The organism is Kitasatospora sp. NPDC094028, assembly GCF_049543595.1.
GTDB lineage: Bacteria > Actinomycetota > Actinomycetes > Streptomycetales > Streptomycetaceae > Kitasatospora.
Map to the genome: position 1 here is coordinate 204781 of NZ_JBMVFA010000006.1, position 24519 is coordinate 229299.

Sequence of the window (24519 nt, forward strand, 5' to 3'; positions counted from 1 at the left end):
GCCGCGCGAGCCCCGCGAGACCCGCACCGCCCGGGCCGCCGGCGCCGCCAAGGCCGCCGTCCAGTCGGTGCGCTCGGTCAAGGCCGCCAAGCGCGAGGCCGCCCGCCCGCCGCTGCTGCGCACCACCGACCGCCTCGTCCTGCCGCAGCACCCGGCCCTGCACATCCCCGACACCAAGGTCGTCCTCTCCACCGCCTCGGTGTACCCGGCGAGCACCGCCGTCGCCTTCGAGCTGGCCGCCAAGCTCGGCTACGACGGGGTCGAGGTGATGGTCTGGAACGACCCGGTCAGCCAGGACGTCGAGGCCCTGCGCCGGCTCTCCGACGCCCACCAGCTGCCGATCCTGGCCGTGCACGCGCCCTGCCTGCTGATCACCCAGCGGGTCTGGACCACGGACCCGTGGACCAAGCTGGTCCGGGCCCGGGCGGCGGCCGAGAAGCTCGGCGCGAGCGCCGTGGTCGTCCACCCGCCGTTCCGCTGGCAGCGCCAGTACGCCCGGGAGTTCGTGGAGGGCGTCAACCGGATGGCGGGCGAGACCGACGTCCGCTTCGCCGTCGAGAACATGTACCCGTGGCGCTACCGGGACCGCGAGGTGCTGGCCTACGCCCCCGGCTGGGACGTGACCGAGGAGGAGTACCGGCACTTCACCATCGACCTCTCGCACGTCGCCACCTCCCGGATCGACGCCTTCGGCATGGTCGAGCGGATGGGCGACCGGCTCGCGCACGTCCACCTCGCGGACGGCAGCGGCTCCGGCAAGGACGAGCACCTGATCCCCGGCCGCGGCAAGCAGCCCTGCGCCGAACTGCTGGAGCACCTGGCCCGCACCGGCTTCGACGGCCACGTGGTGCTGGAGGTCAACACCCGTCGCGCCGCCTCACCGGCCGAACGCGAGGCCGATCTGGCCGAGGCGCTCGCCTTCACCCGCTTGCACCTCGCCACCCCCTCGCACGTACGCTGACCGGGAGCCGGTGGGCCGTACCGAGGGGGATCAGTGACGAACGATCAGCGCTTCAGCGAGCTGCGCGGCTTCCGCGAGCTGGCGTCGAGCTTCGGCTCGGTGGCCGCCGAGTACGACCGCGGCCGGCCCGGCTACCCGGACGAGCTGTTCGACGAGCTGGAGCGCCTCTGGGGCCGCGGCGTCGAGGGCGTCCGGGCGCTGGACGTCGGCGCCGGCACGGGCATCGCCACCCGCCTGCTGGCCGCCCGGGGCGCGGACGTGGTCGCCGTCGAGCCCTCCGCCGGGATGGCCGCCCAACTCCTCGCCGTCTCACCGCAGTTGCCGCTGGTGCGCGGGGGCGGCGACGAGCTGCCCTTCCACGACGACTCCGCCGACCTGATCACCTACGCCCAGGCCTTCCACTGGACGCACCCCGAGAAGTCCCTGCCCGAGGCCGTCCGGGTGCTGCGGCCGGGCGGCGCCCTCGCCACCTGGTGGAACCTCTTCGACGAGACCGTCCCGTGGGTCCGCGCCCGCGACGAGCGGCTGTCCGCCGCGTTCGCGGGCCGCTACCTCGGCTACGGCCGGGTCGACGACCTGACCGCCCCCTTCGCCGCCGCCGGGCTGGAGGTCCACCGCGCCAAGCTGAGCTGGCAGCGGCAGGTGCCCGTCGAGCAGGTCGTCGACAACCTCACCTCCCGCTCGTACTTCGCCTCGCTCGCCCCCGAACTGCGCGAGCCGCTGCTCGCCGCGGAACGGGCCGCGCTGCTGGCCGAGTTCCCGGACGGCCAGGTCGTCGAGCCGTACGTCCTGGACCTCACCGTGGCCGTCACGCCCGCCTGATCCGCGCCCGACCGGAGCTGCCCGCATCGCGGACGGCTCGTCCACCCGGCGGACGGCGGGCGTAGGCTCGGTACCCACAGCGGCCCCCGCACCCTCCCATCGGCGGGGCGCCGGCGAGAGCCCCGAAGGAGTGGAGCACAGTGCCCGAGCTGAGGTCCCGTACGGTCACCCACGGTCGCAACATGGCGGGCGCCCGCGCGCTCCTTCGGGCCGCCGGCGTAGCCCGCGAGGACTTCGGCAAGCCGATCATCGCGGTCGCCAACTCCTTCACCGAGTTCGTCCCCGGCCACACCCACCTGCAGCCGGTCGGCCGGATCGTCTCCGAGGCGATCAAGCGGGCGGGCGGCATCCCGCGCGAGTTCAACACCATCGCCGTCGACGACGGCATCGCGATGGGCCACGGCGGCATGCTCTACTCGCTGCCCTCGCGCGACCTGATCGCCGACTCCGTCGAGTACATGGTCAACGCGCACTGCGCCGACGCGCTGATCTGCATCTCCAACTGCGACAAGATCACCCCGGGCATGCTGATGGCCGCGCTGCGCCTGAACATCCCGACCGTCTTCGTCTCCGGCGGCCCGATGGAGGCCGGCAAGGCCACTCTGGTCGACGGCACCGTGCGCAAGCTCGACCTGGTCGACGCGATCTCCCAGGCCGTCAACGAGAACGTCTCCGACGAGGACATCGCGATCATCGAGGAGAACGCCTGCCCGACCTGCGGGTCGTGCTCCGGCATGTTCACCGCCAACTCGATGAACTGCCTCACCGAGGCGATCGGCCTCTCGCTGCCCGGCAACGGCTCCGTCCTCGCCACCCACACCGCCCGCCGGGCCCTGTACGAGAACGCCGGGCGGACGGTCGTCGAGATCGCGAACCGCCACTACGACGGCGACGACGCCTCCGTGCTGCCCCGGGCGATCGCCACCCGCGCCGCCTTCGAGAACGCCATGGCCCTCGACATCGCCATGGGCGGCTCGACCAACACCATCCTGCACCTGCTCGCCGCCGCCCAGGAGGCCGAGCTGGACTTCGACCAGCGGGCCATCGACGCGATCTCCCGCAAGGTGCCCTGCCTGTCCAAGGTCGCTCCGAACGGCTCGTACTACATGGAGGACGTCCACCGGGCCGGCGGCATCCCCGCCATCCTCGGCGAGCTGTACCGCGCCGGGCTGCTCAACGAGGACGTCCACACCGTGCACGCCGACTCGCTCGCCGAGTGGCTCAAGACCTGGGACGTGCGCGGCGGTTCGCCCTCCGCCGAGGCCGTCGAACTGTGGCACGCCGCCCCCGGCTGCGTCCGCTCCGCCGAGGCCTTCTCGCAGTCCGAGCGCTGGGAGTCGCTGGACACCGACGCGGCCCGGGGCTGCATCCGCAGCGTCGAGCACGCCTACTCCGTCGAGGGCGGCCTCGCGGTGCTGTACGGCAACCTCGCCGAGGACGGCTGCATCGTGAAGACCGCCGGTGTCGACGAGTCGATCTGGACCTTCAGCGGCCCCGCCGTCGTGGTCGAGTCGCAGGAGGACGCCGTCGACGCGATCCTCACCAAGCGGGTCAAGGAGGGCGACGTCGTCGTCATCCGCTACGAGGGCCCCAAGGGCGGCCCGGGCATGCAGGAGATGCTCTACCCGACGTCCTTCCTCAAGGGCCGCGGCCTCGGCAAGGCCTGCGCGCTGGTCACCGACGGCCGCTTCTCCGGCGGCACCTCCGGCCTGTCCATCGGCCACGCCTCCCCGGAGGCCGCCTCCGGCGGCACCATCGCCCTGGTCGAGGACGGCGACACCATCGCGATCGACATCCCGGGCCGGACGATCTCCCTGGAGGTGCCGGAGGAGGTCCTCGCCGAGCGCCGCCGCGCGCTGGAGGCGGCGGGCGGCTACCGGCCGAAGAACCGCGACCGCCAGGTCAGCCAGGCGCTGCGGGCGTACGCGGCGATGGCCACCTCGGCCGACAAGGGCGCCGTCCGGGACGTCACCAAGCTCGGCTGACGGGGGCCCGGCCCGACCGGCCCCGCACGCCGTCGAGGGGCCGTCCGACCCCCTGGTCCCCAGGGGGTCGGACGGCCCCTCCGGCGTTCCCGGGCGGCCGGGTCATAATCGACGGTGTGAGCGAGCAGCCCCCCACCACCGCACCCGCGACCACCGGAGCCCCCGCGCCGGAGGCGATCCGCTTCTTCGGCACCACCTGGCTCGACCGGGACAACGGCTACTGGCTGCGCCGCGTCGGCGTGTCGGCCGGTTCGCTGGCCGCCGCGGCCGCCGCCGCGCTGGTGCTGCGCTTCGGCGTCGAGGGCGTCGCCCTCTCCGACAACGGCGGCTTCGTCAACGGGCTGCTGACCGCCGCCGTCGTGGTCTGCTCGATGATGTGCGTGCGGCGCACCTGGAAGCTGCTCACCGAGGGCCGGGACCAGCTCACCGGCTGGATGGCCGAGGACAAGTCGCTCGGCGCGGTCTGGCTGATCGGCGGGGTCGGCAGCCTGCTCGCCTACTTCGTCCGCAGCCTGGTCGAGGCGCCCGGCGAGGCCGTGCAGCGCGCCGCCTACGAGCGGGCCGTCGAGCAGCACGCCAAGCGCCAGGCGGGCCGCAGCGGCCGGCCCGGCGCCAAGGTGCCGGGCCGGGGCAAGCGCAAGAAGTAGCTCAGTAGCGGCTGACCGTGCCGCACTGGCCGTCGCCGTCGCCGGGCTTGAGGTCCCTGCTGCGGTCGTACGGGTCCGCCTCGGGGCCGGTCGGCTGGGCGCCGGGGGTGTCCGCCTGGGCGTTGTCGAACTGGTCGAACTCCGGGTGGTAGAAGCCGTCGTAGACGTCGCAGGCCGAGTTGCCGTACTCCGTCGTGCCGCCGTCGCCGTGCACCAGCTTCTTCGGGCTGACCTGGTAGCGGGCCGGGTCGTAGAAGCGGAAGTTCTCCACCCGGCGCACGATGGTGCGGGTGGTCCAGGTGTCGCCGGAGACGTCGTCCACCGGTACCACCAGGCTCACCGGCTTGGCCGTGCCACCGCCGGGATCGGCCGGCTGGGCGGTCGGCTTGCCCGCCGGGGGCTGGCTCGGCTTGGGCCGCTTGCCGGCCTCCTTGCCCGGACGCAGCGCGTACACGTAGCTGAAGTCGGTGCGGACCAGGACGCCCTTGTCGCCGTCGCTCTCGAAGCTGATCCGGCCCTGCACCTTGACCACGTCGCCGACCGGGACGGCTTCGCGCTGGTCGAAGCGGCTGAACCAGCTGGTCGGGTCGTTGTCCTTGGACGGGCTGTCGAGCGAAGCGGCCGCCTTGTCCCGCTCCTCGCGGTCCAGCATCGCCAGGGCGGCGTCCGGGCGGGCGCCCGTGATGACCTTCGGGTCCAGGTTGGCGGCGGCGAGGTAGTCCTTGACCAACTGCAGCTGTGCGGCGACCTGGTCGGCGGAGAACACGCCGGTGGCCTGGGCCTGCGGGAGGACGAAGGCCTCGGCGCCGTTCGGCCAGCCCTCGGCGGGGGAGCCGGCCCACGGGTGCGCCACGGTCGGCCGGTCCTTGGCGGCCTTCGGCGGCGCGGTGGTCGGCTTGGCGGTCTCCGGCGCGACGGTCGGGACGGGCGCGGAGGCGTCCGGAGAACCCCCGTGGAACCAGTTGCGCAGCCCGTCCACGTTCAGCGCGGCGAGCAGCACGGCGACGGTCAGCACGACGAACAGCGGGGTGCGCCACTCGAACCCGCGGCGGCGCGGCTTCGGGTTGCCCCACGGGTCGACGGCCTGGAGCTTCGGCCTGCGGCCGAAGCGGCGCTTGGGCGCCGGGCCGTCGTTGACCGAGCGGCGGCCGCCCGGGTCGACCGGCGGGGTGTGCTTCCACCGGGCGGCGAGCATGCGGGTGCGCCCGGCCTGCTCCTTGACGGTGGCGCCCTTGACGAACTCCTCGTCCAGGACGAGCTCTGCGAACGGGTCCTTCCCGCCCGCCTCGCGGCCCTCGTCGGGGCGCGGTTCCGGATCTTCGGCTATCGGCATCGCGCCAGTATGCCGACAGGGTGTGACGAACCGTCGATCGGGGCCACACCTTGTGGTGAACCCGTGGAGGAACCGGGCGGCCCGCGCCGCTCAGCCCTTGCCGCGGGCCTGCTTCACCGACCCCACCACGCCGACCACGGCCAGCAGGACGGCGGCGGGCAGGAGCGATTCGAAGAACGCCCAGAGCAGGCCCGGATCGCCGAGCAGCCACTGCGCCAGGGTGTTCAGCACCAGCAGCCCGCCGGCCGCCGGGAGGGCCGCCTGCCACGGGTGCGCGTCCGCCCAGCGACGCAGTCGCCGGTCGGCGGTGTCGCGGCGCAGCTGCCCGCCGAGCGTTCCGACCAGGAAGAAGAAGAACAGACCCCAGCCGGCCGGACCGGCCAGGATGCTCAGCGACCAGTGCCCCGAGATCAGGTCGATCCCCAGGACGGTCGCCCCCACCACCGCGCCGACTCCCGCGGCCGTCCGCCACGGGCCCACCGTCGCCGAGGCGACGGCGAGTTGCCGGTTCTCACGTCGGGACATGTCGTCGTGTGCCATGTCTCCACGGTGCGCCCGCCCGCTCCCCGGGGCCATAGGGGAAACCCCCGAGTTTCTCCCCAGTGCGACGGGCCCGCGACGAGCCCGCGACGGGCCCGCGGCGGAGCGACCGCACGCCGGCGCCGGACCGGCCGCACAGCGGCGCCGGACCGCAAGCCCACGGACCGGACGCTCCGGACGGGTGCCGCCGCGCGGTGCGAGGATGGCCGCAGTACCGAGGCAAGGAGCGGACCATGGGCAGCAGCGCAGCACACGGGCAGAAGATCGCCTTCCTGGGCACCGGCAAGATCGGCGAGGCCCTGCTCTCCGGTCTGCTGCGGGCCGGCAAGGACCCGGCGGACGTGCTGGTGACCGCCCGCCGCCCGGAGCGGGCGGCCGAACTCGCCGCCCGGTACGGCGTGGTCGCCGTCTCCAACGCCGAGGCCGCCAAGCTCGCCGACACCCTGATCCTCGCGGTCAAGCCGCAGGACATGGGCACCCTGCTGGAGGAGCTGTCCCCGTACGTCAGCCCGGACCGGCTGGTGATCTCGGCCGCGGCCGGCGTCCCGACCGCCTGGTTCGAGGCGCGGCTGGCGGCCGGCACCCCGGTGGTGCGGGTCATGCCCAACACGCCCGTCCTGGTGGACGAGGGGATGAGCGTGATCTCCGGCGGCTCCCACGCGACCGAGGAGCACCTGCGGCGCGCCGAGGAGATCTTCAGCTCGGTCGGCAAGGCGCTGCGGCTGCCCGAGTCCCAGCAGGACGCGGCCACCGCGCTGTCCGGCTCCGGCCCGGCCTACTTCTACTTCCTGGTCGAGGCGATGACGGACGCGGGCATCCTGCTCGGCCTGCCCCGGCAGGTGGCGCACGACCTGATCGTGCAGTCCGCGATCGGTGCCTCGGTGATGCTGCGGGACTCCGGCGAGCACCCGGTGAAGCTGCGCGAGGCGGTCACCTCCCCGGCCGGCACCACCATCGCGGCCATCCGCGAGCTGGAGAACCACGGGGTGCGGGCCGCGCTGCTGGGCGCCCTGGAGGCGGCCCGGGACCGGTCCCGGGAGCTGGCCTCCGGCGGGAAGTGAGCGCTGCGCGACCCCTCCCGCAAACGCGGCGCACCCCCTACGCTCTCGGCCTACATCGTCGTACCGGCCAGTAGCGAGGTCCCGCATGAGTGCTGCCGCGTCACCCGCGATCCCCCCTGGTCTGCGCGCCGGGCGGGCCGCGCTCGCCGTCAGCTTCCTGCTCCAGGGCACCGTCTTCGCCCTGCTGGTCACCGGCATCCCGGAGATCCAGCGCCGGTACGGGCTGAGCGACGGGCTGCTGCCGGCCTTCCTGGCGGCGGTGCCGATCCTGGCCGGGGCCGGTTCGCTGGCCTCCGAGCAGGTGGTGAAGCGGATCGGCGCCCGGGCGGTGCTGCGGGTGGTGCAGCCGGGCGTCTGCCTGAGCCTCGCGGCCGTCGGGCTGGGTGACGCGCTGTGGCAACTCGCCCTCGCGCTGGGCGCGTTCGGGCTGCTGGTGGGCGCGCTGGACGCCAGCATGAACATGCTGGGGGTGGGCCTGCAGCACCGCTACGGCCGCTCGATCATGATCGGGTTCCACGCCGCGTTCAGCCTCGGCGGCATCCTCGGCGCGGCGGTCGCCGGCCTCGGCTCGCACGTCGACCTCGGCCTGCCGGTGCTGTTCGGCGCCGCCGCCGCGGTGGTCGCCCCGCTCGCGGTGCTCACCGGCACCTTCTTCGCCGGACCGGCCGAGCTCGGCGACGCCGTCCGGGAGGCCGCCGAGGCCGCCGCCCGGTCCGTTCCCTGGCGGCCGCTGCTGCCGCTGTGCCTGGCGATGGCCTTCGCCTACATCGCGGACGCCTCGGTCTCCAACTACAGCGTCAAGTACCTCACCGACGGCCTGGGCAGCCGTGACGACCTCGCCAAACTCTCCTACCTCGGCTACATGGTGGCGATGCTGCTCGGCCGGGCCCTGGGCGACCGCGCGGTGCAGCGCTTCGGCGCCGTCCCGGTGGTCCGGGCCGGCGCCGCGCTGGCCGCGCTCGGCTTCGCGCTGGCCGCCGTCGCCCCCGCGCCCTGGGCCGGCATCGCCGCCTTCACCGTGCTCGGCTTCGGCATCTGCGCGATCATCCCGCAGGTCTTCGCGGCCGGCGGCCGGCTCTTCCCGGCCGACTCGGACGCCGCGGTGGCCCGGCTCAACCTGTTCAACTACGTGGGTTTCCTGGTGGGTTCGCCGCTGGTCGGCGCGATCGCGGACGCGAGCTCGTACCGCTGGGCGCTGATCGCCCCGATGCTGCTGGTGCTCGCCGTCCTGCCGCTCGCCGACCGCTTCGCCCCCGCCCCGGCCACCGCCACCGCCGTACCGGCGCAGACCGGCTGACCGGCGCCACCACCCCCACCGGCCGCGGCCCTGACAACCTGGCGGCCACCGCCACCCGCTACGGTGGAGGCCATGCCCGAAGCCGAGCGTGACCGCCCCTGTGGCCTGCACCTGTTCTGGGACGAGGCCGTCACCGCCTACGACTTCGGCCCCGGCCACCCGATGGACCCGACCCGGCTGGCGCTCACCATGAGCCTGGTCGAGGCCCTGGGGCTGACCACCGGGCCCGGGGTGACGCTGCGCTCCGCGCCCGCCGCCGGGGACTCCACCCTGCGGCTGGTGCACACCCGCGAGTACGTCGAGGCGGTCAGGCACGCCGCCGCCCACCCCGAGGAGTCCGACCCCCGGCACGGGCTCGGCACCGACGACAACTGGTCCTTCCCGGCCGTCCATTCGTCCGCCGCGCTGATCGCCGGCCAGTCCGTGGCCGCCGCCGAGGCGGTCTGGCGCGGCGAGACGCCGCACGCCGTCAACTTCGCCGGCGGGCTGCACCACGCGATGCCCGGCAAGGCCTCCGGCTTCTGCGTCTACAACGACCCGGCCCTCGCCATCGCCCGGCTGCTCGAACTCGGCGCCGAGCGCGTCGCCTACGTCGACGTGGACGTCCACCACGGCGACGGCGTCCAGGAGGCGTTCTGGAACGACCCCCGGGTGCTGACGGTCTCGCTGCACGAGCACCCGGCCACGCTGTTCCCGCAGACCGGCTGGCCCACCGAGACCGGCGGACCGGACGCCCCGGGTTCCGCCGCCAACCTGCCGCTGCCCGCCGGCACCGGCGACGCCGGCTGGCTGCGCGCCTTTCACGCGCTGGTGCCCGAACTGCTCGGCGCGTTCCGGCCGCAGGTCCTGGTCACCCAGCACGGCGCCGACACCCACCTGGAGGACCCGCTCGCCCACCTCGCCGTCACCGTGGACGCCCAGCGGCTGATCGCCGAGGAGCTGCACGGCCTCGCCCACGAGCACGCCGGCGGCCGCTGGGTGGCCACCGGCGGGGGCGGCTACGCGGTGGTCGACGTCGTCCCGCGGACCTGGACGCACCTGGTCGCCACCGCGGCCGGGCGGCCCGTCGACCCGGCCACCGAGACCCCCGAGGTCTGGCGCGCCGAGGTCCACCGCCGCACCCGCCGCCCCGCCCCGCTGCGGATGACCGACGGCGCGCGCCCGGTCTGGCGCGACTTCGAGGCGGGTTACGACCCCGCCGACCGACTCGATCAGGCCATCCTCGCGGCCCGCCGCGCGGTGTTCCCGCACCACGGACTGTTGGCCTGAATCCGGCGTTTCGCCCCTTCCCGGACCGCTCCGAGCCCCTGCCGGGGCGGGCCGTGCGTACGCCGACCGGTGCCATCCGCCGAGCGGCTACGTACTGCAACGGTCCTATCTCTCACCGTACGAGGACTGCACTTCCCCTCTTCCCACTGGTACCACCCATAACTACTCTGGGGATACACGTGTGCCGGTGGAGTCACCGGAGGGGAAGCCGGTGCCTTGCACACGGGTAAGGGTCGGGTGATGGTCATGAGTTCCGTCGAGCGCCCCCTGCAGGAAGTCGTCTTCCTGACCGTGGCGGAGGTCGCCGCGGTCATGCGGGTGTCCAAGATGACGGTGTACCGGCTGGTGCACAGCGGAGAGCTGCCGGCCATTCGGGTCGGACGCTCCTTCCGGGTGCCGCAGCAGGCGGTGCACGAGTACCTGAAGGAGTCCTACGTGCGGCTTGAGAGCGCGTAGGGCCCGGCTGGTCGGGCTCGGGTCCACGGCGGTGGTCCCGGGCCCGTTCGCCGCCGATTTCCCGCGAGTTTCCCGGTCCGGGGGAGTGCGATTACGGCCCGGGCGTCGTGGACGGTAGGCTAGGCCCTCACGTCAGTCGTATGGACTCCGTCTCTCACGGGCGAGAGTCTCAGTGAGCGAGGGTTGTTCCGTGGGCTCTGTCATCAAGAAGCGTCGCAAGCGTATGGCCAAGAAGAAGCACCGCAAGCTTCTCAAGCGCACGAGGGTCCAGCGTCGCAACAAGAAGTAGTGCCTGAGCCTGCGCCTCGTCCCCGCGTTCGCGGGGGTCGCCCGCGGACTCGCGCACAGCGGCGCAGGAAGAACTCGTCGACCCCGCCCTCGCGGGGATCAGGCGTTCCATCGCCCGCCCGGCCCCAGTGGCCCGGGCGGGCGGTGTCGTTTTACGGCCCGCCGGGCCGGCGCGGTACGGTGCACGCGGACCGCTCGGTCGAGAAAAGGGGTGCAGCACCGTGGGTGTGGTCGTGCTCGTCACCGGCGTGGCACGCCATCTGGGTGCCCGCTTCGTCGCCGAGCTCCGCCGCCGCCCGGGTGTGGACCTGGTCGTCGGCGTGGACGTGCAGCCGCCGAAGCGGTCCGCCGAGGAGCCGGACGGCCCGGCCGGCCGGCTCGCCCCGTACCGCTTCCACCAGCTCGACCTGCGCCGCCCGGCCGTCGCCCGGGTGATCGCCGAGCACCGGGTCGACACCGTCGTGCACCTCAGCGTCAGCGCCACCGGCCTCGGCTCCACCAACCGCTCCGCGGTGAAGGAGTCCAACGTCATCGGCACCATGCAGCTGCTCGGCGCCTGCCAGAAGGCCCCCGGGGTGCGCCGGCTGGTGGTGAAGTCGACCACCGGGGTGTACGGCTCCGCGCCCCGCGACCCGGCGGTGTTCAGCGAGCGGATGCAGCCCAAGAACCCGCCCGGCGGCGGCTTCGCCAAGGACGCGGCCGAGGTCGAGGGCTATGTGCGCGGCTTCGCCCGCCGCCGCCCGGACGTCGCGGTGACGGTGCTGCGCTTCGCCAACATCGTCGGCCCGCACGCCGACACCCCGCTCGTCGAGTACTTCGCGCTGCCCGTCCTGCCGACCGTCCTCGGCTACGACCCGCGGCTGCAGTTCGTGCACGAGGACGACGCCGTCGCCGTCCTGTGCCGGGCCGCCGCCGAGCCCGAGCCGGGCACCGCCAACACCGGCACCTTCAACGTGGCCGGCGAGGGCGTGCTGCTGCTGTCCCAGTGCGCCCGCCGGCTCGGCCGCCCCACCGTGCCGCTGCTGCTGCCCGCCGTCAGCTGGATCGCCGGCCTGGCCCGGCAGACCCGGCTGGTGGACGTCTCGCCCGAGCAGCTGCGGCTGCTCACCCACGGGCGGGTGGTGGACACCACGCGGCTGCGGGAGACCTTCGGCTACCGCCCGGCGTTCGGCACCCCGGAGGCCTTCGCGGACTTCGCCGCCGCGCAGGGCCCCGGCCTGCTGCCGCCCGGGCGGCTGGCCGCCGCCACCGACCGGCTGGCCGGCCTGCTCGACCCGGACCGGCCCGCCGTCACCCCCGCCGCCACCCCCGCCGTACCGAACCGCCCCCGCCGCCCGAGGAGCTGAACCCGCGATGAGTGCCGCCGCCGAGAACGCGCCGGGCGAGGCGAAGGTCATCCCGATCGAGTCCGCGCCCAGCTGGTCCGGGCCGGACGGGCCGACGCTGCCCGACCGGCTCGCCGGGGCGGTCGGCGGGGCGCTGTCCGGGCAGCTCGGCCCGGCGGCCACCAGACTGTTCGGCAAGGGCTGGGAGGGCCGGGCCACCGAGCGGCTGGCGTTCCTGCGCCGCCGGCTCACCGGCGACTACGAGGTCGACGAGTTCGGCTTCGACCAGGAGCTGACCGAGGAGGTGCTGCTCTCGCTGCTGCGCCCGCTGGCCGAGAAGTACTTCCGGATCGACGTCCAGGGCATCGAGAACATCCCGGCCGAGGGCGGCGCGCTGATCGTCGCCAACCACTCCGGCACCATCCCGCTGGACGCCCTGATGACCCAGGTGGTCATCCACGACCACCACCCGCACCGCCGGCACCTGCGGATGCTCGCCGCCGACCTGGTCTTCGTGCTGCCGGGGGTCAACGAGCTGGCCCGCAAGGCCGGCCACACCCTGGCCTGCAACGAGGACGCCCAGGCGCTGCTGGAGCGCGGCGAGGTGGTCGGGGTCTGGCCGGAGGGCTTCAAGGGCATCGGCAAGCCGTTCGCCGAGCGCTACAAGCTGCAACGCTTCGGGCGCGGCGGCTTCGTCTCCTCGGCGCTGCGGGCGAAGGTGCCGATCGTGCCCTGCTCGATCGTCGGGGCGGAGGAGACGTACCCGATGATCGGGAACGTGAAGACGCTGGCCCGGCTGCTGGGCCTGCCGTACGTGCCGATCACGCCGACCTTCCCCTGGCTGGGGCCGCTCGGGGTGCTGCCGCTGCCGACCAAGTGGACGATCCGCTTCGGCGAGCCGATCGCCACCGACGGCTACCCGGCGGAGGCGGCGGACGATCCGATGCTGGTCTTCGACCTGGCCGACGAGGTGCGGGAGACCATCCAGCGCACCCTCTACGAGCTGCTGGTGCAGCGGCGTTCGGTGTTCTTCTAGCGGTGTTCCCGCAGGCTCCCGCACGGGCTCCCGCACCGTGAGGGGCCCGGCGGATCGGGTTCCGCCGGGCCCCTCACGGGGTCGCTCAGCTGCCGCCGAGGATGCGCAGCCCGGGCAGCAGCCCCGGGATCAGTGGCGGTACGTCGACGCCCTGCTGCGGGGCGCCGCCGGCCGCGCCGGGCGTGCCGGAGGCCTGCGGGGCCGGCGGCGGGGCCGCGTCGGCGCTCGGCGAGGGCTTGGCGCCGGTGAGCCCGCCGGTGAGGTCGCCGACCAGCCCGTTGACGGCGTCCGCGCCGTTGCTGGGCACGGCGCTCGGCAGGCCGCCGCCCTTGGCGCCGGTGCCGGGCAGGCCGAGGCCGGAGCCGACCGGGGTGCGGTCGGTGCCGCCGGGGCGGGCCGTGCCGCCGCCCGTGCCGGTGCCGCCGTCCTGGGGCTGGTCGGCTCCGGGCGCGGTGCCGGTGCCGCCCGCCGGGGTGTCGGCGGGGGCGCCGTCGGTGGCCTGGCCGGACTGTCCGCCGCCCACTCCGGTGCCGGCCGGTCCGCCGCTCTTCGCGGCGGGCTGGGCCAGGCGCAGGGGCGCGACGTCCTCGCTTATGTCGTCGAAGAGCTGGTTCACCAGGTGGGCCTGCTGGGTGAGTTGGACGGGCAGCTTGCCTTCCAGCTCCGTCCAGCTGCCGTCCTCGTCCTGGGCGAAGCCGGCCAGCGCGCGCATCGGGTCGAGCGAGCCGTTGCTGCGGTAGATCGAGCGCAGCAGCTCACGGCCCTTGAGGGCGTCGGCGTGCATGTCGTCCAGTGCGCGGCGGACCCGGTCGACGGTGCTCGGGCTGAGCGCGCCGGCCGGATCGGTGCGGCCGACCAGGGTCCTGGCCTCGCCGAGCCGGGTGGCGGCGTTGTCGAGCAGCAGCTGCCCGCGCTCGGAGTCGGAGTCCGCGAAGTCGAGCCGGAGCCCTTCCAGACCGCGCTTCATGCCGTAGAGCGTGTCCCCGGGGAGGGCGTTGGAGCTGGCGGCGGCGGCGCCGGCCAGGCTGCCCACGGCGAGCCCGGCGACCAGTCCGCCGATGGCGAACCGGCGGCTCCAGCGGCCGCGCGGCGCCGTGCGGATCGCCCGGTGGCGGCGCTGACGGGGCACCGTGGCGCCCGGTCCGCCGGCGAAGGCCTGCTCGAACGCGGCCATCAGCTGGGCGCGTTGGACCGTGCGGACCTCGCGGTCCAGCTCCGGCCCGGGCAGTGCTCCCAGTGCGTCGGCCACTGAGACCAGTTCGGCCACCGCGGTCGAGCCGGCGCCGGTGGCGACGGTGTCGGCCGAGCCGGTGCCGTCCGCCTGGCGTTGCTCCGTCTGGTGGGCCTCCAGCGCCTCGGCGAAGGCCTTCGCCCGTCGGTGCTCCAGCACGTTTGCCGTCACGGGCCACACCTCCCTTCGTCGTTGTCGACACCCCGGCCTGCCGGACGGTTGCCTCGGCTGGCCAAAGCCACTCCATCGGGTGACAGGTCGCAATTCGGCTTGACCGTACGCCTGGTGGAGACTTGCACGCTGGCCAACGAGCGGTACGGGCGGTCGGTTACGCGTGGCTGATCATCGGATCGACCGTTCACCCGGACGTGTCGGTCGCGCACGGATGGTGACGACCGGTCCGCCCGGCGGGCGGCTATCGCGGCTTCGGGCACCGCGGCCTCACCGCGCGTCGGGCGGGAGCAGGCGGGCCAGCGTGCGCACGGCGCGGTACTGGAGGGTCTTGATGGCACCCTCGTTCTTGCCCATGATCCGCGCCGTCTCGGCCACCGAAAGCCCTTGCAGGAAGCGGAGGGTGACGCACTCCTGCTGCTGCGGGTTGAGCCGGCGCACCGCGTCCAGCAGGGCGGCGTTGGAGAGCGACTCCAGCACCGACTCCTCGGGGCTGCGCTCGCACTCGTTGGAGTCGAGCATCTCGCCGGTGGTGACCTCCAGGCGGAAGCGGCTGGACTTGAAGTGGTCGGCGACGAGGTTGCGGGCGATGGTGACCAGCCAGGCGCCGAAGTCCCGGCCCTGCCAGGTGAAGGTGCCGATCCGGCGCAGCGCGCGCAGGAACGTCTCGCTGGTGAGGTCCTCGGCGGTGGCCCGGCTGCCGACCCGGTAGTAGATGTACCGGTAGACGGTGTCCGCGTAGTGGTCGTAGAGCCGGCCGAAGGCCTCGCTCTCGCCGTTCTGGGCCCGCTCGACCAGCTCCATGATCGGGTTGTGCTCGGTCTCGTAACCGGGGCTGGGCGCCGTACGGGTGCGGCCGCGGCCGATGCCGGTGGTGCCGGTGCGGCCGCGCGAACCGGTGCCGGCCGAGCCGGCCGCGGTGGTGCGCAGCAGCGTTCCGGTGCCGTGCTCGTGGCCGTACGGCTGGCCCAACGGCGCGCCTGCGGGCACGAGTTGGGGCGAGGCTGCGGTGAGCTGGCTGCGCAGCAGGTTGCGCAGCAGGTCCAGGCCGGTGGCGATCTGTCGCTCGGCCGGGCGGGCGCGGAGGCCGGTGCGGGGGCGCAGGGACGACGGGCGGGAGGGTGCAGGCGCGTCGTTCCGGACGGGTGGGTACACGGGACTCCCAGAGGCAGAACTGTGGACGGATCACCTCCGCCTGCGCGGAGAGCACGCCGCGCGCCGCCCGTTCGAGCGGGGCGGGTGGGTGACGTGCATCCAGGAGAGAATAACGCTTTGTGCAATGACAGCTACACCGTGTGGTCGAAGTGGTCGTTTGAGATCCGTTTGATGTACATATTCGGCTGACACTGACCGGAGATGTCAGTGCTGACCCGGCGCAACGTGACCGAATGGACGCCCAGGGTGACCAATTCGAGGGCGTGGCGGGCGGTTTCCCAGCCTCGGCGGTCGGCAACCCCCGACTTTCCCGGCCCGACGAACGATCAGATCCGGTCACCGGCCGTCAGGTTCGCACAGTGCGGCGGGAAATGCCTGGTGGGAGCGGGAGTTCGCCCGTACGAGGGGGCGGATCGGAGCCCCGGTTGACGTCGGAATCACCCGCCAGGGGGAGTGGCGGGGAAGGGACGGGGAGCAGTGGGGCAACGGCGGGTGAACGGCGACCGGCGTCGGTCGCCGCCCCCGCGGCGGGAGTTCAGGCCCGGCGGTGCCGGCGCTGCAGCGCGACCCCGGCCGCCGTCGCCCCGGCGAGCACCCCGAGCGCGGCCGCCGCCGGCAGCCCGACCCGGGCCGCCTTGCGCCCGGTGCGGAAGTCCCGCACCCGCCAGCCCTGGGCCCGCGCGTGCCGGCGCAGCGCGCCGTCCGGGTTCACCACGTACGGGTGGCCGACCAGCGAGAGCATCGGGATGTCGTTGGCCGAGTCGCTGTACGCGGCGCAGCGGTCGAGGTCGAGCCGTTCGCGCCGGGCCAGCGCGCCCACCGCGGCCGCCTTGGCCGGGCCGTGCAGCAGGTCGCCGACCAGCCGGCCGGTGTAGTGGCCGTCCCGGGCCTCGGCGACGGTGCCGAGCGCGCCGGTCATGCCGAGCCGGCGGGCGATGATCCGGGCCACCTCCAGCGGGGCCGCGGTGACCAGCCAGACCCGCTGGCCGGCGTCCAGGTGCATCTGGACCAGGGCGCGGGTGCCGGGCCAGATCTTGTCGGCGACGACGTGCTCGAAGACCTCCTCGCAGATCGCCTCCAGGTCGGCGGTGCGCTTTCCGGCGACGATGCCCAGGGCGGTGTTGCGGGCGTCCGAGATGTGGTCCGGGTCCTCGGTGCCGTGCACCCGGAAGACCGCCTGCTGCCAGGCGAAGCGGGCGATGTCGCGGCGGGTGAGGAAGCCGTGCCGGTAGAGGCCGACGCCGAGGTAGAAGATCGCGGCGCCGCGCAGGATGGTGTTGTCGCAGTCGAAGAAGGCGGCGGCGTGCGGGTCGTCCCGGTCCGGGGTGTGGTTCTCGGCGGGGGCCTTCGGCGTGCGCCCGGTCTTCCCGGCGGCGGGGGCGGCGGCGTCGGTGGCTGGCTCCGGGGCGGCCCGCAGCGCGGCCTCCGCCGCCTCCGCGGCGGCTTCGCCCGCCAGGGCGCTCCGCTCGCTGCTGGAACGCTTTGCCTGGGTGAGCCTTCGGAGCACGGCCATGTCATCGAGCATAGCCAGCCGGGAGGGCGGAGACCGTGACGAAGCCGTGCCCTCCGGGTGAACGGCTCCCGGGTGCGGGGTGCCGGGCTCCCCGGGCGCAGAATGTCCCGGTGAGCCCACTGCTGCGACGCAAGAGCCCGAAGCCCGCGGACCGTACCGTGACGATGCTCGGCAAGCCCGGCTGCCACCTGTGCGACGACGCGCGCGAGGTGCTGCTGCGGGTGACCGGCGAGCTGGGTGCCGCCTTCGAGGAGAAGGACGTCACCCAGGACGAGGAGCTGTTCCGGCGCTACGGGGAGCAGATCCCGGTGACCCTGATCGACGGCCGCCAGCACGACTTCTGGCGGGTCGACGAGGCCCGGCTGCGCAAGGCCCTCGGCGCCTGACGCGGGCCGGTGCCGGCACTGCCGCCCCCGCCGACCGGCGGGGGCGGTTCGCCGAATCGTTGCCGAAGACACTCCGTTCGGGCTTGGTTCGGGGCGCCACGGTCGGCTTACGATCGAACACGTTTGCGCCCGTGGGGGGCTGAGCACACGAGGAGTGCCGCCATGCTTCCCCGCCCGACCCCCGCGATGCCCGAAGCCCCGTCTGCGGGCCGGGGTTTCGCCGTGGTGGACGTGGAGGCGACCGGCCGCAGCCCGTGGCGGCACCGGATGGTCGAGGTCGCGGTCGTGCTGCTGGACGAGCGGCTTTGCCCCGAGGGGGAGTTCGCCACCCTGCTGGACCCGCTCGGCCCGGTCGGCCCGACCCACGTGCACCGGATCCGGCAGGCCGACGTCGAGGGTGCCCCGCGCTTCCGCGAGATCGCCCCCCGGCTGCTGGAGCTGCTGGCCGGCCGGGTGCTGGTGGGCCACCACGTGACCTGCGACCACGCCTTCCTGGAGCGCGAGTTCGCCCGGATCGGGGTGCCGCTGCCGCCCGTCCCGCTGTTGTGCACGATGGAACTGGCCCGCACCCACCTGCCGCAGGCCCGCAGCCACGGTCTGGCGGCCTGCGTGGAGGCGGTGGGCCTGGGCTGGTACCCGGCGCACACCGCGCTGGGGGACGCCCGGGTGACGGCGGAACTGCTGCGGCACTGCCTGGACGCCCCGTCCTGCCCGCCGGACGACTGGGCGGGCCCGCTGCGGGAGGCGGCCGGGGTGCCCTGGCCCCGGCTGGGCCGGGCCCGCTCCCGCCCGTCCGGGGCGGCCGTGCCGCTGCTGCGCCGGGAGGCGCCGTACGGGCCGTGGCTGCCGGGCGGCCAGGCCCCGGCGGTGGTGCTGACGCAGTGCGGTGCTATGGGCTCCACGGCGTGATGCGTGTCACTGTGCGGGGACAAATCGGACACCATCTTTGTGCACACGTTCACAAACGCATAGCCTGGCTGCCAAAGCCCAGCTTCACCCACAGGAGCACCGTGGCAATCGGCCGATCACCACAGAGCAGTTCGCAGGCGCCCGACCAGGGTGCCGCGCGCCGACCCTCGCGTGCCCGGGGCATCCCGGAGGCGACCGTCGCGCGCCTGCCCCTCTACCTGCGGGCGCTCACCGCGCTCTCCGAGCGCTCGGTGCCGACCGTCTCCTCCGAGGAGCTGGCCGCCGCGGCCGGCGTGAACTCGGCCAAGCTGCGCAAGGACTTCTCCTACCTCGGCTCCTACGGCACCCGCGGCGTCGGCTACGACGTCGAGTACCTCGTCTACCAGATCTCCCGCGAACTGGGCCTCACCCAGGACTGGCCGGTCGTCATCGTCGGCATCGGGAACCTCGGCCACGCGCTCGCCAACTACGGCGGCTTCGCCTCCCGCGGCTTCCGGGTCGCCGCTCTGTTGGACGCCGACCCGAACGTGGTCGGTTCCACCGCGGCCGGCCTGCCGGTGCGGCACATGGACGAGCTGGAGTCGATCGTCGAGAGCCAGCACGTCTCCATCGGCGTGATCACCACGCCGCCCGGCGCCGCCCAGCAGGTCTGCGACCGGCTGGTGGAGGCAGGCGTCACCAGCATCCTGAACTTCGCCCCGACCGTGCTGACCGTCCCGGACGGCGTGGACGTGCGCAAGGTGGACCTCTCCATCGAGCTGCAGATCCTCGCCTTCCACGAGCAGCGCAAGGCCGGCGAGGAGCCGGACCGCACCGAGTCGGTGCTCGACCGCGCCCCCGGCCCGGTCCGGGCGGCCGCCGCCAAGCTGCGCCGCGCGGCCGGCGGCAGCGGCAAGGGCCGCGGCACCGCCGAGGCGGTGGCCAAGGACCAGGCCGAGCAGGGCAAGGGCAAGCCCGCCAAGGGCGGCGACGGGGACCTCTCCGCGGTGATGCCCGCATGAACACGAAGAGCTGTGGGGGGCGGGCATGAGTCTTCTCGTCGTCGGACTGAGCCACCGGACGGCACCGGTGGGCGTGCTGGAGCGCGCCGCGCTCACCGGTGAGGTGCCGACCCGGTTGCTGCACGACGCGGCCTCGACCGCGACCGTCGCCGAGGCGGCGCTGCTCAACACCTGCAACCGGATCGAGCTGTACGCGGACGTGGACAAGTTCCACGCCGGCGTCGCCGAGCTGTCGCTGCTGCTGGCCCACCACAGCGGGGTGGACCTGGAGGAGCTGACCTCCCACCTGTACGTGCACTACGAGGACCGCGCCGTCCACCACCTGTTCTCGGTGGCCTGCGGCCTGGACTCGATGGTCGTCGGCGAGGGCCAGATCCTCGGCCAGCTGCGCGACGCCCTGGCCAAGGCCCAGGAGGAGCACACCGCCGGGCGCGGCCTGAACGAGCTGTTCCAGCAGGCGCTGCGGGTCGGCAAGCGGGCGCACAGCGAGACCGGCATCGACAAGGCCGGCCAGTCGCTGGTCACCTTCGGCCTGGAGCAGGTCGCGGCCGGCGCGGGCCCGATCGCGGGCAAGCGCGCGCTGGTGGTCGGCGCCGGCTCGATGAGCTCGCTGGCCGCCGCCACCCTGGTCCGCGCCGGCGTCACCGACCTGCTGATCGCCAACCGGACGGCGGCCCGCGCCGACCGCCTGGTGGAGATCCTCGGCCCGGACGTGGCCCGCACCCTGGACCTCGCCAAGGTGCCGGAGGCACTGGCCGACGTCGACCTGGTGATCTCCTGCACCGGCGCGGCCGGCGTGGTGGTCAAGGCCGAGGACGTGGCCGCCGCGGTCGCTCTCCGGACGTCTCCGGAGCCGCTCGCCCTGCTCGACCTCGCCATGCCGCGCGACGTCGACCACGCGGTGCACGAGCTCGACGGCGCCCTGCTGGTCGACCTGGAGAGCCTGTCCCATGCGCACGCCGCCACCCCCGGTGCCGGCGACGTCGACCAGGTCACCCGGATCGTCGCCGACGAGGTGACCGCATTCGGCGCCGCCCAGCGCGCCGCCCGGATCGCGCCGACCGTGGTCGCGCTGCGGGCGATGGCCTCCGACGTGGTCGCCGCCGAGCTGGGCCGGCTGGAGTCCCGGCTGCCCGACCTGGACGAGCGCTCCCGCGCCGAGATCGGCCAGACCGTGCGCCGCGTCGTCGACAAGCTGCTGCACGCCCCGACCGTCCGGGTGAAGCAGCTGGCCGCCGAGCCCGGCGGCGCCTCCTACGCGGACGCCCTGCGCGAACTGTTCGACCTCGACCCGGCGGCCGTGCACGCCGTGTCGGGCACGCCAGTCGGCGGCCGGCCCCAGCCTTCCGGCGGGGGCACCAGATGAACCGTCAGCCATCCCACGAGTACCACCGGGACGATCACCTCATGAATGGTCAACCGCTCACCGAGCAGACCTCGGGAGCCCCCGCCCTGCGGCTCGGCACCCGGCGCAGCGCGCTCGCCATGGCCCAGTCGGGCATGGTCGCCCGCGAGGTGACCAGGCTCACCGGCCGCCCCGTCGAGCTGGTCGAGATCACCACCTACGGCGACACCTCCCGGGAGGCGCTGGCACAGATCGGCGGCACCGGGGTCTTCGTCTCCGCGCTGCGCGACGCGCTGCTGGCGGGCCGGATCGACTTCGCCGTGCACTCGCTCAAGGACCTGCCCACCGCCGCCCCCGAGGGCCTGGCGCTGGCCGCCGTCCCCGAGCGCGAGGACGTCCGGGACGCCCTGGTCGCGGCCGAGGGACTGACCCTGGACGAGCTGGTGGAGAAGCTGGCGGGCGCCGGCCGCCACGCCCGGATCGGCACCGGCTCCCCACGCCGGATGGCCCAGCTGAACGCCTGGGCCGCCGCCCGCGGCGACCGGCTGGAGACCGTCGCGATCCGCGGCAACGTGGACACCCGGATCGGCTACGTGGCCTCCGGTGAGCTGGACGCGGTGGTGCTGGCCACGGCTGGCCTGAACCGGCTCGGCCGCAGCGCCGAGATCTCCCAGCACCTCGACCCCGAGCTGATGATCCCGGCCCCCGGCCAGGGCGCGCTCGCGATCGAGTGCGCCTCCGACAACGCCGAGCTGATCGCGGCGCTCGCGGCCCTGGACCACGCCCCCACCCGGGTCGCCGTGGCCGCCGAGCGCGCCCTGCTGGCCGCCCTGGAGGCCGGGTGCTCGGCACCGGTGGCCGCGCTGGCCGGCTGGGGCCCTTCGACCGAACTGCGGCTGGACGGTGTGGTCGGCGACCCCGACGGATCCGCCCTGCTGAAGATGTCCGCCAACGGTCCGATCGTCATCGACGAGACCGCCGAGCAGCAGGCGCGGGCCCTCGGTCGCGCGCTGGCTGACCGGCTGCTCGCCGGGGGCGCGGCCACCCTGATGGGGGAGCGAGCCCGATGAGCCCCACCGCCGCCACCGACGCCCTCTTCCCGGCCGGGCAGCCCGCCACCGGGCGATGCACCTTCCTGGGCGCGGGCCCCGGGGACCCGGGCCTGCTGACCCTGCGCGCCGTCGAGGTGCTGGCCACCGCCGACATCCTGGTCGCCGACCCGCTGACCGCCGTCGCCGTGCGCAGCCACTGCCCGTCCGGCGTGCAGGTGCACCACCCGGCCGCCGAGGGCGTCGACTTCGACCTGGCCAAGCTGGTCGCCGAGGCCGTCCGCTCCGGCAAGCACGTGGTCCGCACCGTCGACGGCGACCCCGGCCTGGACGGCTGCGCCGCCGAGGAGATGCTGACCTGCGCGGGCGACGGGATCGCCTTCGAGGTCGTCCCGGGCGTCGCCCAGTCGGTCGGCGTCCCCGCCTACGCGGGCGTGCCGCTGCGCGGCGCGGCCGGTGCCGACGTCCGCTTCGTCGAGGCCGCCGCGCTGCTGGCCGGCGGCCCGGTGGACCTGGGCGCACCGGAGACCACCCTGGTCGTCCGCACCACCCTGGGCCAGCTGCCCGCCACCGCCAACGCGCTGGTCGCGGGCGGCCGCGCGGCGCACTCGGCGCTGAGCGCCACGCTCTCGGGCACCACCACCCGCCAGCGCACCTTCACCTCCACGCTGGCCGCGATCGCCGCCGACCTGAAGGCCGCCCGGGTGCTGCCCTCGCCGGTCTCGGCCCCGGTCGACCCGGCCACCGCGGTGATAGCCGTGGTGGGCGAGCAGGTCGCCCACCGCGCCTCGCACTCGTGGTTCGAGACCAAGCCGCTGTTCGGCTGGAACGTCCTGGTGCCGCGCACCAAGGAGCAGGCCCACGGCCTGTCCGAGCAGCTGCGCTCGTACGGCGCGGTGCCGCAGGAGGTGCCGACCATCGCGGTCGAGCCGCCGCGCACCCCGCAGCAGATGGAGCGGGCCATCAAGGGCCTGGTCACCGGCCGCTACGAGTGGATCGCCTTCACCTCGGTGAACGCCGTCCGCGCCGTCCGGGAGAAGTTCGAGGAGTACGGGCTCGACGCCCGCGCCTTCGCCGGGATCAAGGTCGCGGCGGTCGGCGAGACCACCGCGCAGGCCCTGGTGGACTTCGGCGTGAAGCCCGACCTGGTGCCCTCCGGCGAGCAGTCCGCGGCCGGGCTGCTGGAGGACTGGCCGCCGTACGACCCGGTCTTCGACCCGATCGACCGGGTGCTGCTGCCGCGCGCCGACATCGCCACCGAGACCCTGGTGGCCGGCCTGGTCGAGCTGGGCTGGGAGGTCGACGACGTGACGGCGTACCGGACGGTGCGCGCCTCGCCGCCGCCGGCCGAGACCCGCGAGGCGATCAAGGGCGGCGGCTTCGACGCCGTCCTGTTCACCTCGTCCTCGACGGTGCGCAACCTGGTCGGCATCGCCGGCAAGCCGCACAACGTCACGGTCATCGCCTGCATCGGCCCGGCCACCGCCAAGACCGCCGAGGAGCACGGCCTGCGGGTCGACGTGATGGCCCCGGCGCCGTCCGCGGCCGCGCTGGCCCAGGCCCTGGCGGACTTCGGCGCCAAGCGCCGCGACACCGCGACGGCCGCGGGCGAGCCGGTCTACCGGCCCAGCGAGCGCCGTCCGGGCTCGCGCCGCAAGGCCGCCCGCTGAGACAAGGCCGGGGGCGGCACCCGCCGCCCCCGGCGCTGCACAACCGTTCGGAGAGAGAAGCCGTGTCCGCTGAATTCCCGTACGTTCGCCCCCGCCGGCTGCGCCAGAGCCCGGCCATGCGCCGGCTGGTCGCCGAGACCCGGCTGCACCCGGCGGAGCTGATCCTGCCGCTGTTCGTCCGCGAGGGCGTCAGCGAGCCGGTGCCGGTCACCTCGATGCCCGGGGTCGTCCAGCACACCCGGGACACCCTGCGCAAGGCCGTCGTGGAGGCGGCCGAGGCCGGCGTGGGCGGCGTGATGCTGTTCGGCGTCCCGGAGGTGCAGGACGCGATCGGCAGCGAGGGCACCAACCCGGACGGCATCCTGCAGCAGGCGATCCGGGACGTGGTCTCCGAGGTCGGCGACTCCGTGGTGATCATGTCCGACCTGTGCCTGGACGAGTACACCGACCACGGCCACTGCGGCGTGCTGGCCGCGGACGGCAGCGTGGACAACGACGCCACCCTGGAGCGCTACGCCGAGATGGCCCGGGTGCAGGCCGACGCGGGTGTCCACCTGGTCGGCCCGTCCGGCATGATGGACGGCCAGATCGCCGTCATCCGCAAGGCGCTGGACGAGGCCGGGCACCAGGACACCGGCATCCTCGCCTACACCGCCAAGTACGCCTCGGCGTTCTTCGGCCCGTTCCGCGAGGCGGTCGGTTCCTCGCTCAAGGGCGACCGCAAGGCCTACCAGCAGGACCCGGCCAACGCCCGCGAGGCGCTGCGCGAGCTGGAGCAGGACCTGGCCGAGGGCGCGGACATGGTGATGGTCAAGCCGGCCATGGCCTACCTGGACATCGTGCGCCAGGTCGCCGACGCCTCCCCGGTGCCGGTCTCCGCGTACCAGGTGTCCGGCGAGTACGCGATGGTCGAGGCGGCCGCGGCGAACGGCTGGATCGACCGCGAGCGGATGATCATGGAGACGCTCACCTCGATCCGCCGGGCCGGCGCCGAGCAGATCCTGACGTACTGGGCGGTCGAGGCCGCGCGGATGCTCAAGTAGGACGCGGGACAACGGAAGGCCGGGCC

General features: G+C 74.2%; 23 protein-coding genes. 18 read left to right on the forward strand and 5 right to left on the reverse strand.

Translation table 11 applies throughout. From position 1 onward, the window contains the following. Positions 1 to 157: 157 nt before the first annotated feature. From ACPC54_RS12670 to ACPC54_RS12685, 4 genes are all read left to right on the forward strand, one after another. A complete protein-coding gene (locus ACPC54_RS12670; protein WP_498964456.1) occupies positions 158 to 961 on the forward strand; it encodes a sugar phosphate isomerase/epimerase family protein in 804 nt (267 codons plus the stop codon). A gap of 33 nt (positions 962 to 994) precedes the next feature. Next, positions 995 to 1783: a class I SAM-dependent methyltransferase gene (locus tag ACPC54_RS12675; protein WP_498964185.1), complete on the forward strand. Its 789-nt coding sequence runs from the start codon at positions 995 to 997 to the stop codon at positions 1781 to 1783. Between the two features lie 140 nt (positions 1784 to 1923). After that, positions 1924 to 3768 (forward strand): dihydroxy-acid dehydratase, encoded by a 1845-nt coding sequence (gene ilvD, locus ACPC54_RS12680; protein ID WP_498964187.1) that lies wholly within the window; start codon positions 1924 to 1926, stop codon positions 3766 to 3768. A 116-nt stretch (positions 3769 to 3884) separates the two neighbouring features. Beyond that, positions 3885 to 4415: a hypothetical protein gene (locus ACPC54_RS12685; RefSeq protein WP_498964189.1), complete on the forward strand. Its 531-nt coding sequence runs from the start codon at positions 3885 to 3887 to the stop codon at positions 4413 to 4415. Position 4416: 1 nt separating this feature from the next. On the opposite strand, the gene ACPC54_RS12690 is transcribed toward ACPC54_RS12685, so the two are convergent. Together ACPC54_RS12690 and ACPC54_RS12695 are read right to left on the reverse strand one after the other, a co-directional pair. Further along, positions 4417 to 5748 carry an SCO2583/SCO2584 N-terminal domain-containing protein gene (locus ACPC54_RS12690; RefSeq protein ID WP_498964191.1) on the reverse strand — a complete coding sequence of 444 codons (1332 nt, stop codon included), beginning with the start codon at positions 5746 to 5748 and terminating at the stop codon, positions 4417 to 4419. A 90-nt stretch (positions 5749 to 5838) separates the two neighbouring features. Beyond that, positions 5839 to 6288, reverse strand: a complete 450-nt coding sequence (locus tag ACPC54_RS12695; RefSeq protein WP_498964193.1) for a hypothetical protein — start codon at positions 6286 to 6288, stop codon at positions 5839 to 5841. A gap of 233 nt (positions 6289 to 6521) precedes the next feature. Between ACPC54_RS12695 and proC the strand changes: the two genes are divergently transcribed. The 7 genes from proC to ACPC54_RS12730 all read left to right on the forward strand — a co-directional run bounded on the left by proC (position 6522) and on the right by ACPC54_RS12730 (position 13020). Next, the gene (gene proC, locus ACPC54_RS12700) at positions 6522 to 7349 is read left to right on the forward strand and encodes a pyrroline-5-carboxylate reductase (RefSeq protein WP_498964195.1); all 828 of its coding nucleotides are present in this window, start codon (positions 6522 to 6524) and stop codon (positions 7347 to 7349) included. An 85-nt stretch (positions 7350 to 7434) separates the two neighbouring features. After that, positions 7435 to 8646 carry an MFS transporter gene (locus ACPC54_RS12705; protein ID WP_498964197.1) on the forward strand — a complete coding sequence of 404 codons (1212 nt, stop codon included), beginning with the start codon at positions 7435 to 7437 and terminating at the stop codon, positions 8644 to 8646. A 72-nt stretch (positions 8647 to 8718) separates the two neighbouring features. After that, positions 8719 to 9915: an acetoin utilization protein AcuC gene (locus ACPC54_RS12710; RefSeq protein ID WP_498964199.1), complete on the forward strand. Its 1197-nt coding sequence runs from the start codon at positions 8719 to 8721 to the stop codon at positions 9913 to 9915. A 246-nt stretch (positions 9916 to 10161) separates the two neighbouring features. Further along, on the forward strand, positions 10162 to 10371 hold the full coding sequence (locus ACPC54_RS12715) for a helix-turn-helix domain-containing protein (RefSeq protein WP_045699258.1): 210 nt from the start codon (positions 10162 to 10164) through the stop codon (positions 10369 to 10371). A 190-nt stretch (positions 10372 to 10561) separates the two neighbouring features. Further along, entirely contained in the window at positions 10562 to 10660 is a 99-nt protein-coding gene (locus tag ACPC54_RS12720; RefSeq protein WP_003948845.1) for a 30S ribosomal protein bS22, read from the forward strand. 220 nt (positions 10661 to 10880) lie between these two features. Then, complete coding sequence (locus tag ACPC54_RS12725; protein ID WP_498964201.1) at positions 10881 to 12005, forward strand: NAD-dependent epimerase/dehydratase family protein; 1125 nt, start codon at positions 10881 to 10883, stop codon at positions 12003 to 12005. A 7-nt stretch (positions 12006 to 12012) separates the two neighbouring features. After that, entirely contained in the window at positions 12013 to 13020 is a 1008-nt protein-coding gene (locus ACPC54_RS12730) for a lysophospholipid acyltransferase family protein (protein WP_498964203.1), read from the forward strand. Positions 13021 to 13105: 85 nt separating this feature from the next. On the opposite strand, the gene ACPC54_RS12735 is transcribed toward ACPC54_RS12730, so the two are convergent. The 3 genes from ACPC54_RS12735 to ACPC54_RS12745 form a co-directional block, all read right to left on the reverse strand. Next, positions 13106 to 14422, reverse strand: coding sequence for a DUF5667 domain-containing protein (locus tag ACPC54_RS12735; protein WP_498964205.1), 1317 nt, complete (start codon positions 14420 to 14422; stop codon positions 13106 to 13108). Between the two features lie 270 nt (positions 14423 to 14692). Beyond that, positions 14693 to 15577: an ECF subfamily RNA polymerase sigma factor, BldN family gene (locus ACPC54_RS12740; RefSeq protein WP_498964207.1), complete on the reverse strand. Its 885-nt coding sequence runs from the start codon at positions 15575 to 15577 to the stop codon at positions 14693 to 14695. 535 nt (positions 15578 to 16112) lie between these two features. Further along, positions 16113 to 17090: an HAD family hydrolase gene (locus ACPC54_RS12745; protein WP_498964209.1), complete on the reverse strand. Its 978-nt coding sequence runs from the start codon at positions 17088 to 17090 to the stop codon at positions 16113 to 16115. 110 nt (positions 17091 to 17200) lie between these two features. Between ACPC54_RS12745 and ACPC54_RS12750 the strand changes: the two genes are divergently transcribed. From ACPC54_RS12750 to hemB, 7 genes are all read left to right on the forward strand, one after another. Continuing rightward, a complete protein-coding gene (locus ACPC54_RS12750; protein ID WP_045699196.1) occupies positions 17201 to 17476 on the forward strand; it encodes a glutaredoxin family protein in 276 nt (91 codons plus the stop codon). 162 nt (positions 17477 to 17638) lie between these two features. Next, positions 17639 to 18385 (forward strand): 3'-5' exonuclease, encoded by a 747-nt coding sequence (locus ACPC54_RS12755; protein ID WP_498964211.1) that lies wholly within the window; start codon positions 17639 to 17641, stop codon positions 18383 to 18385. Between the two features lie 101 nt (positions 18386 to 18486). Next, entirely contained in the window at positions 18487 to 19386 is a 900-nt protein-coding gene (locus ACPC54_RS12760) for a redox-sensing transcriptional repressor Rex (protein ID WP_498964213.1), read from the forward strand. A 25-nt stretch (positions 19387 to 19411) separates the two neighbouring features. Continuing rightward, positions 19412 to 20752: a glutamyl-tRNA reductase gene (locus tag ACPC54_RS12765; protein WP_498964215.1), complete on the forward strand. Its 1341-nt coding sequence runs from the start codon at positions 19412 to 19414 to the stop codon at positions 20750 to 20752. A gap of 41 nt (positions 20753 to 20793) precedes the next feature. Continuing rightward, positions 20794 to 21801: a hydroxymethylbilane synthase gene (gene hemC / locus ACPC54_RS12770; protein ID WP_498964217.1), complete on the forward strand. Its 1008-nt coding sequence runs from the start codon at positions 20794 to 20796 to the stop codon at positions 21799 to 21801. After that, positions 21798 to 23450, forward strand: a complete 1653-nt coding sequence (locus ACPC54_RS12775) for a bifunctional uroporphyrinogen-III C-methyltransferase/uroporphyrinogen-III synthase (RefSeq protein ID WP_498964219.1) — start codon at positions 21798 to 21800, stop codon at positions 23448 to 23450. Before hemC ends, ACPC54_RS12775 begins: the two co-directional genes overlap by 4 nt. Positions 23451 to 23512: 62 nt before the next feature. Then, positions 23513 to 24493, forward strand: a complete 981-nt coding sequence (gene hemB, locus ACPC54_RS12780; RefSeq protein WP_498964221.1) for a porphobilinogen synthase — start codon at positions 23513 to 23515, stop codon at positions 24491 to 24493. The last annotated feature ends 26 nt before the right edge of the window (positions 24494 to 24519 follow it).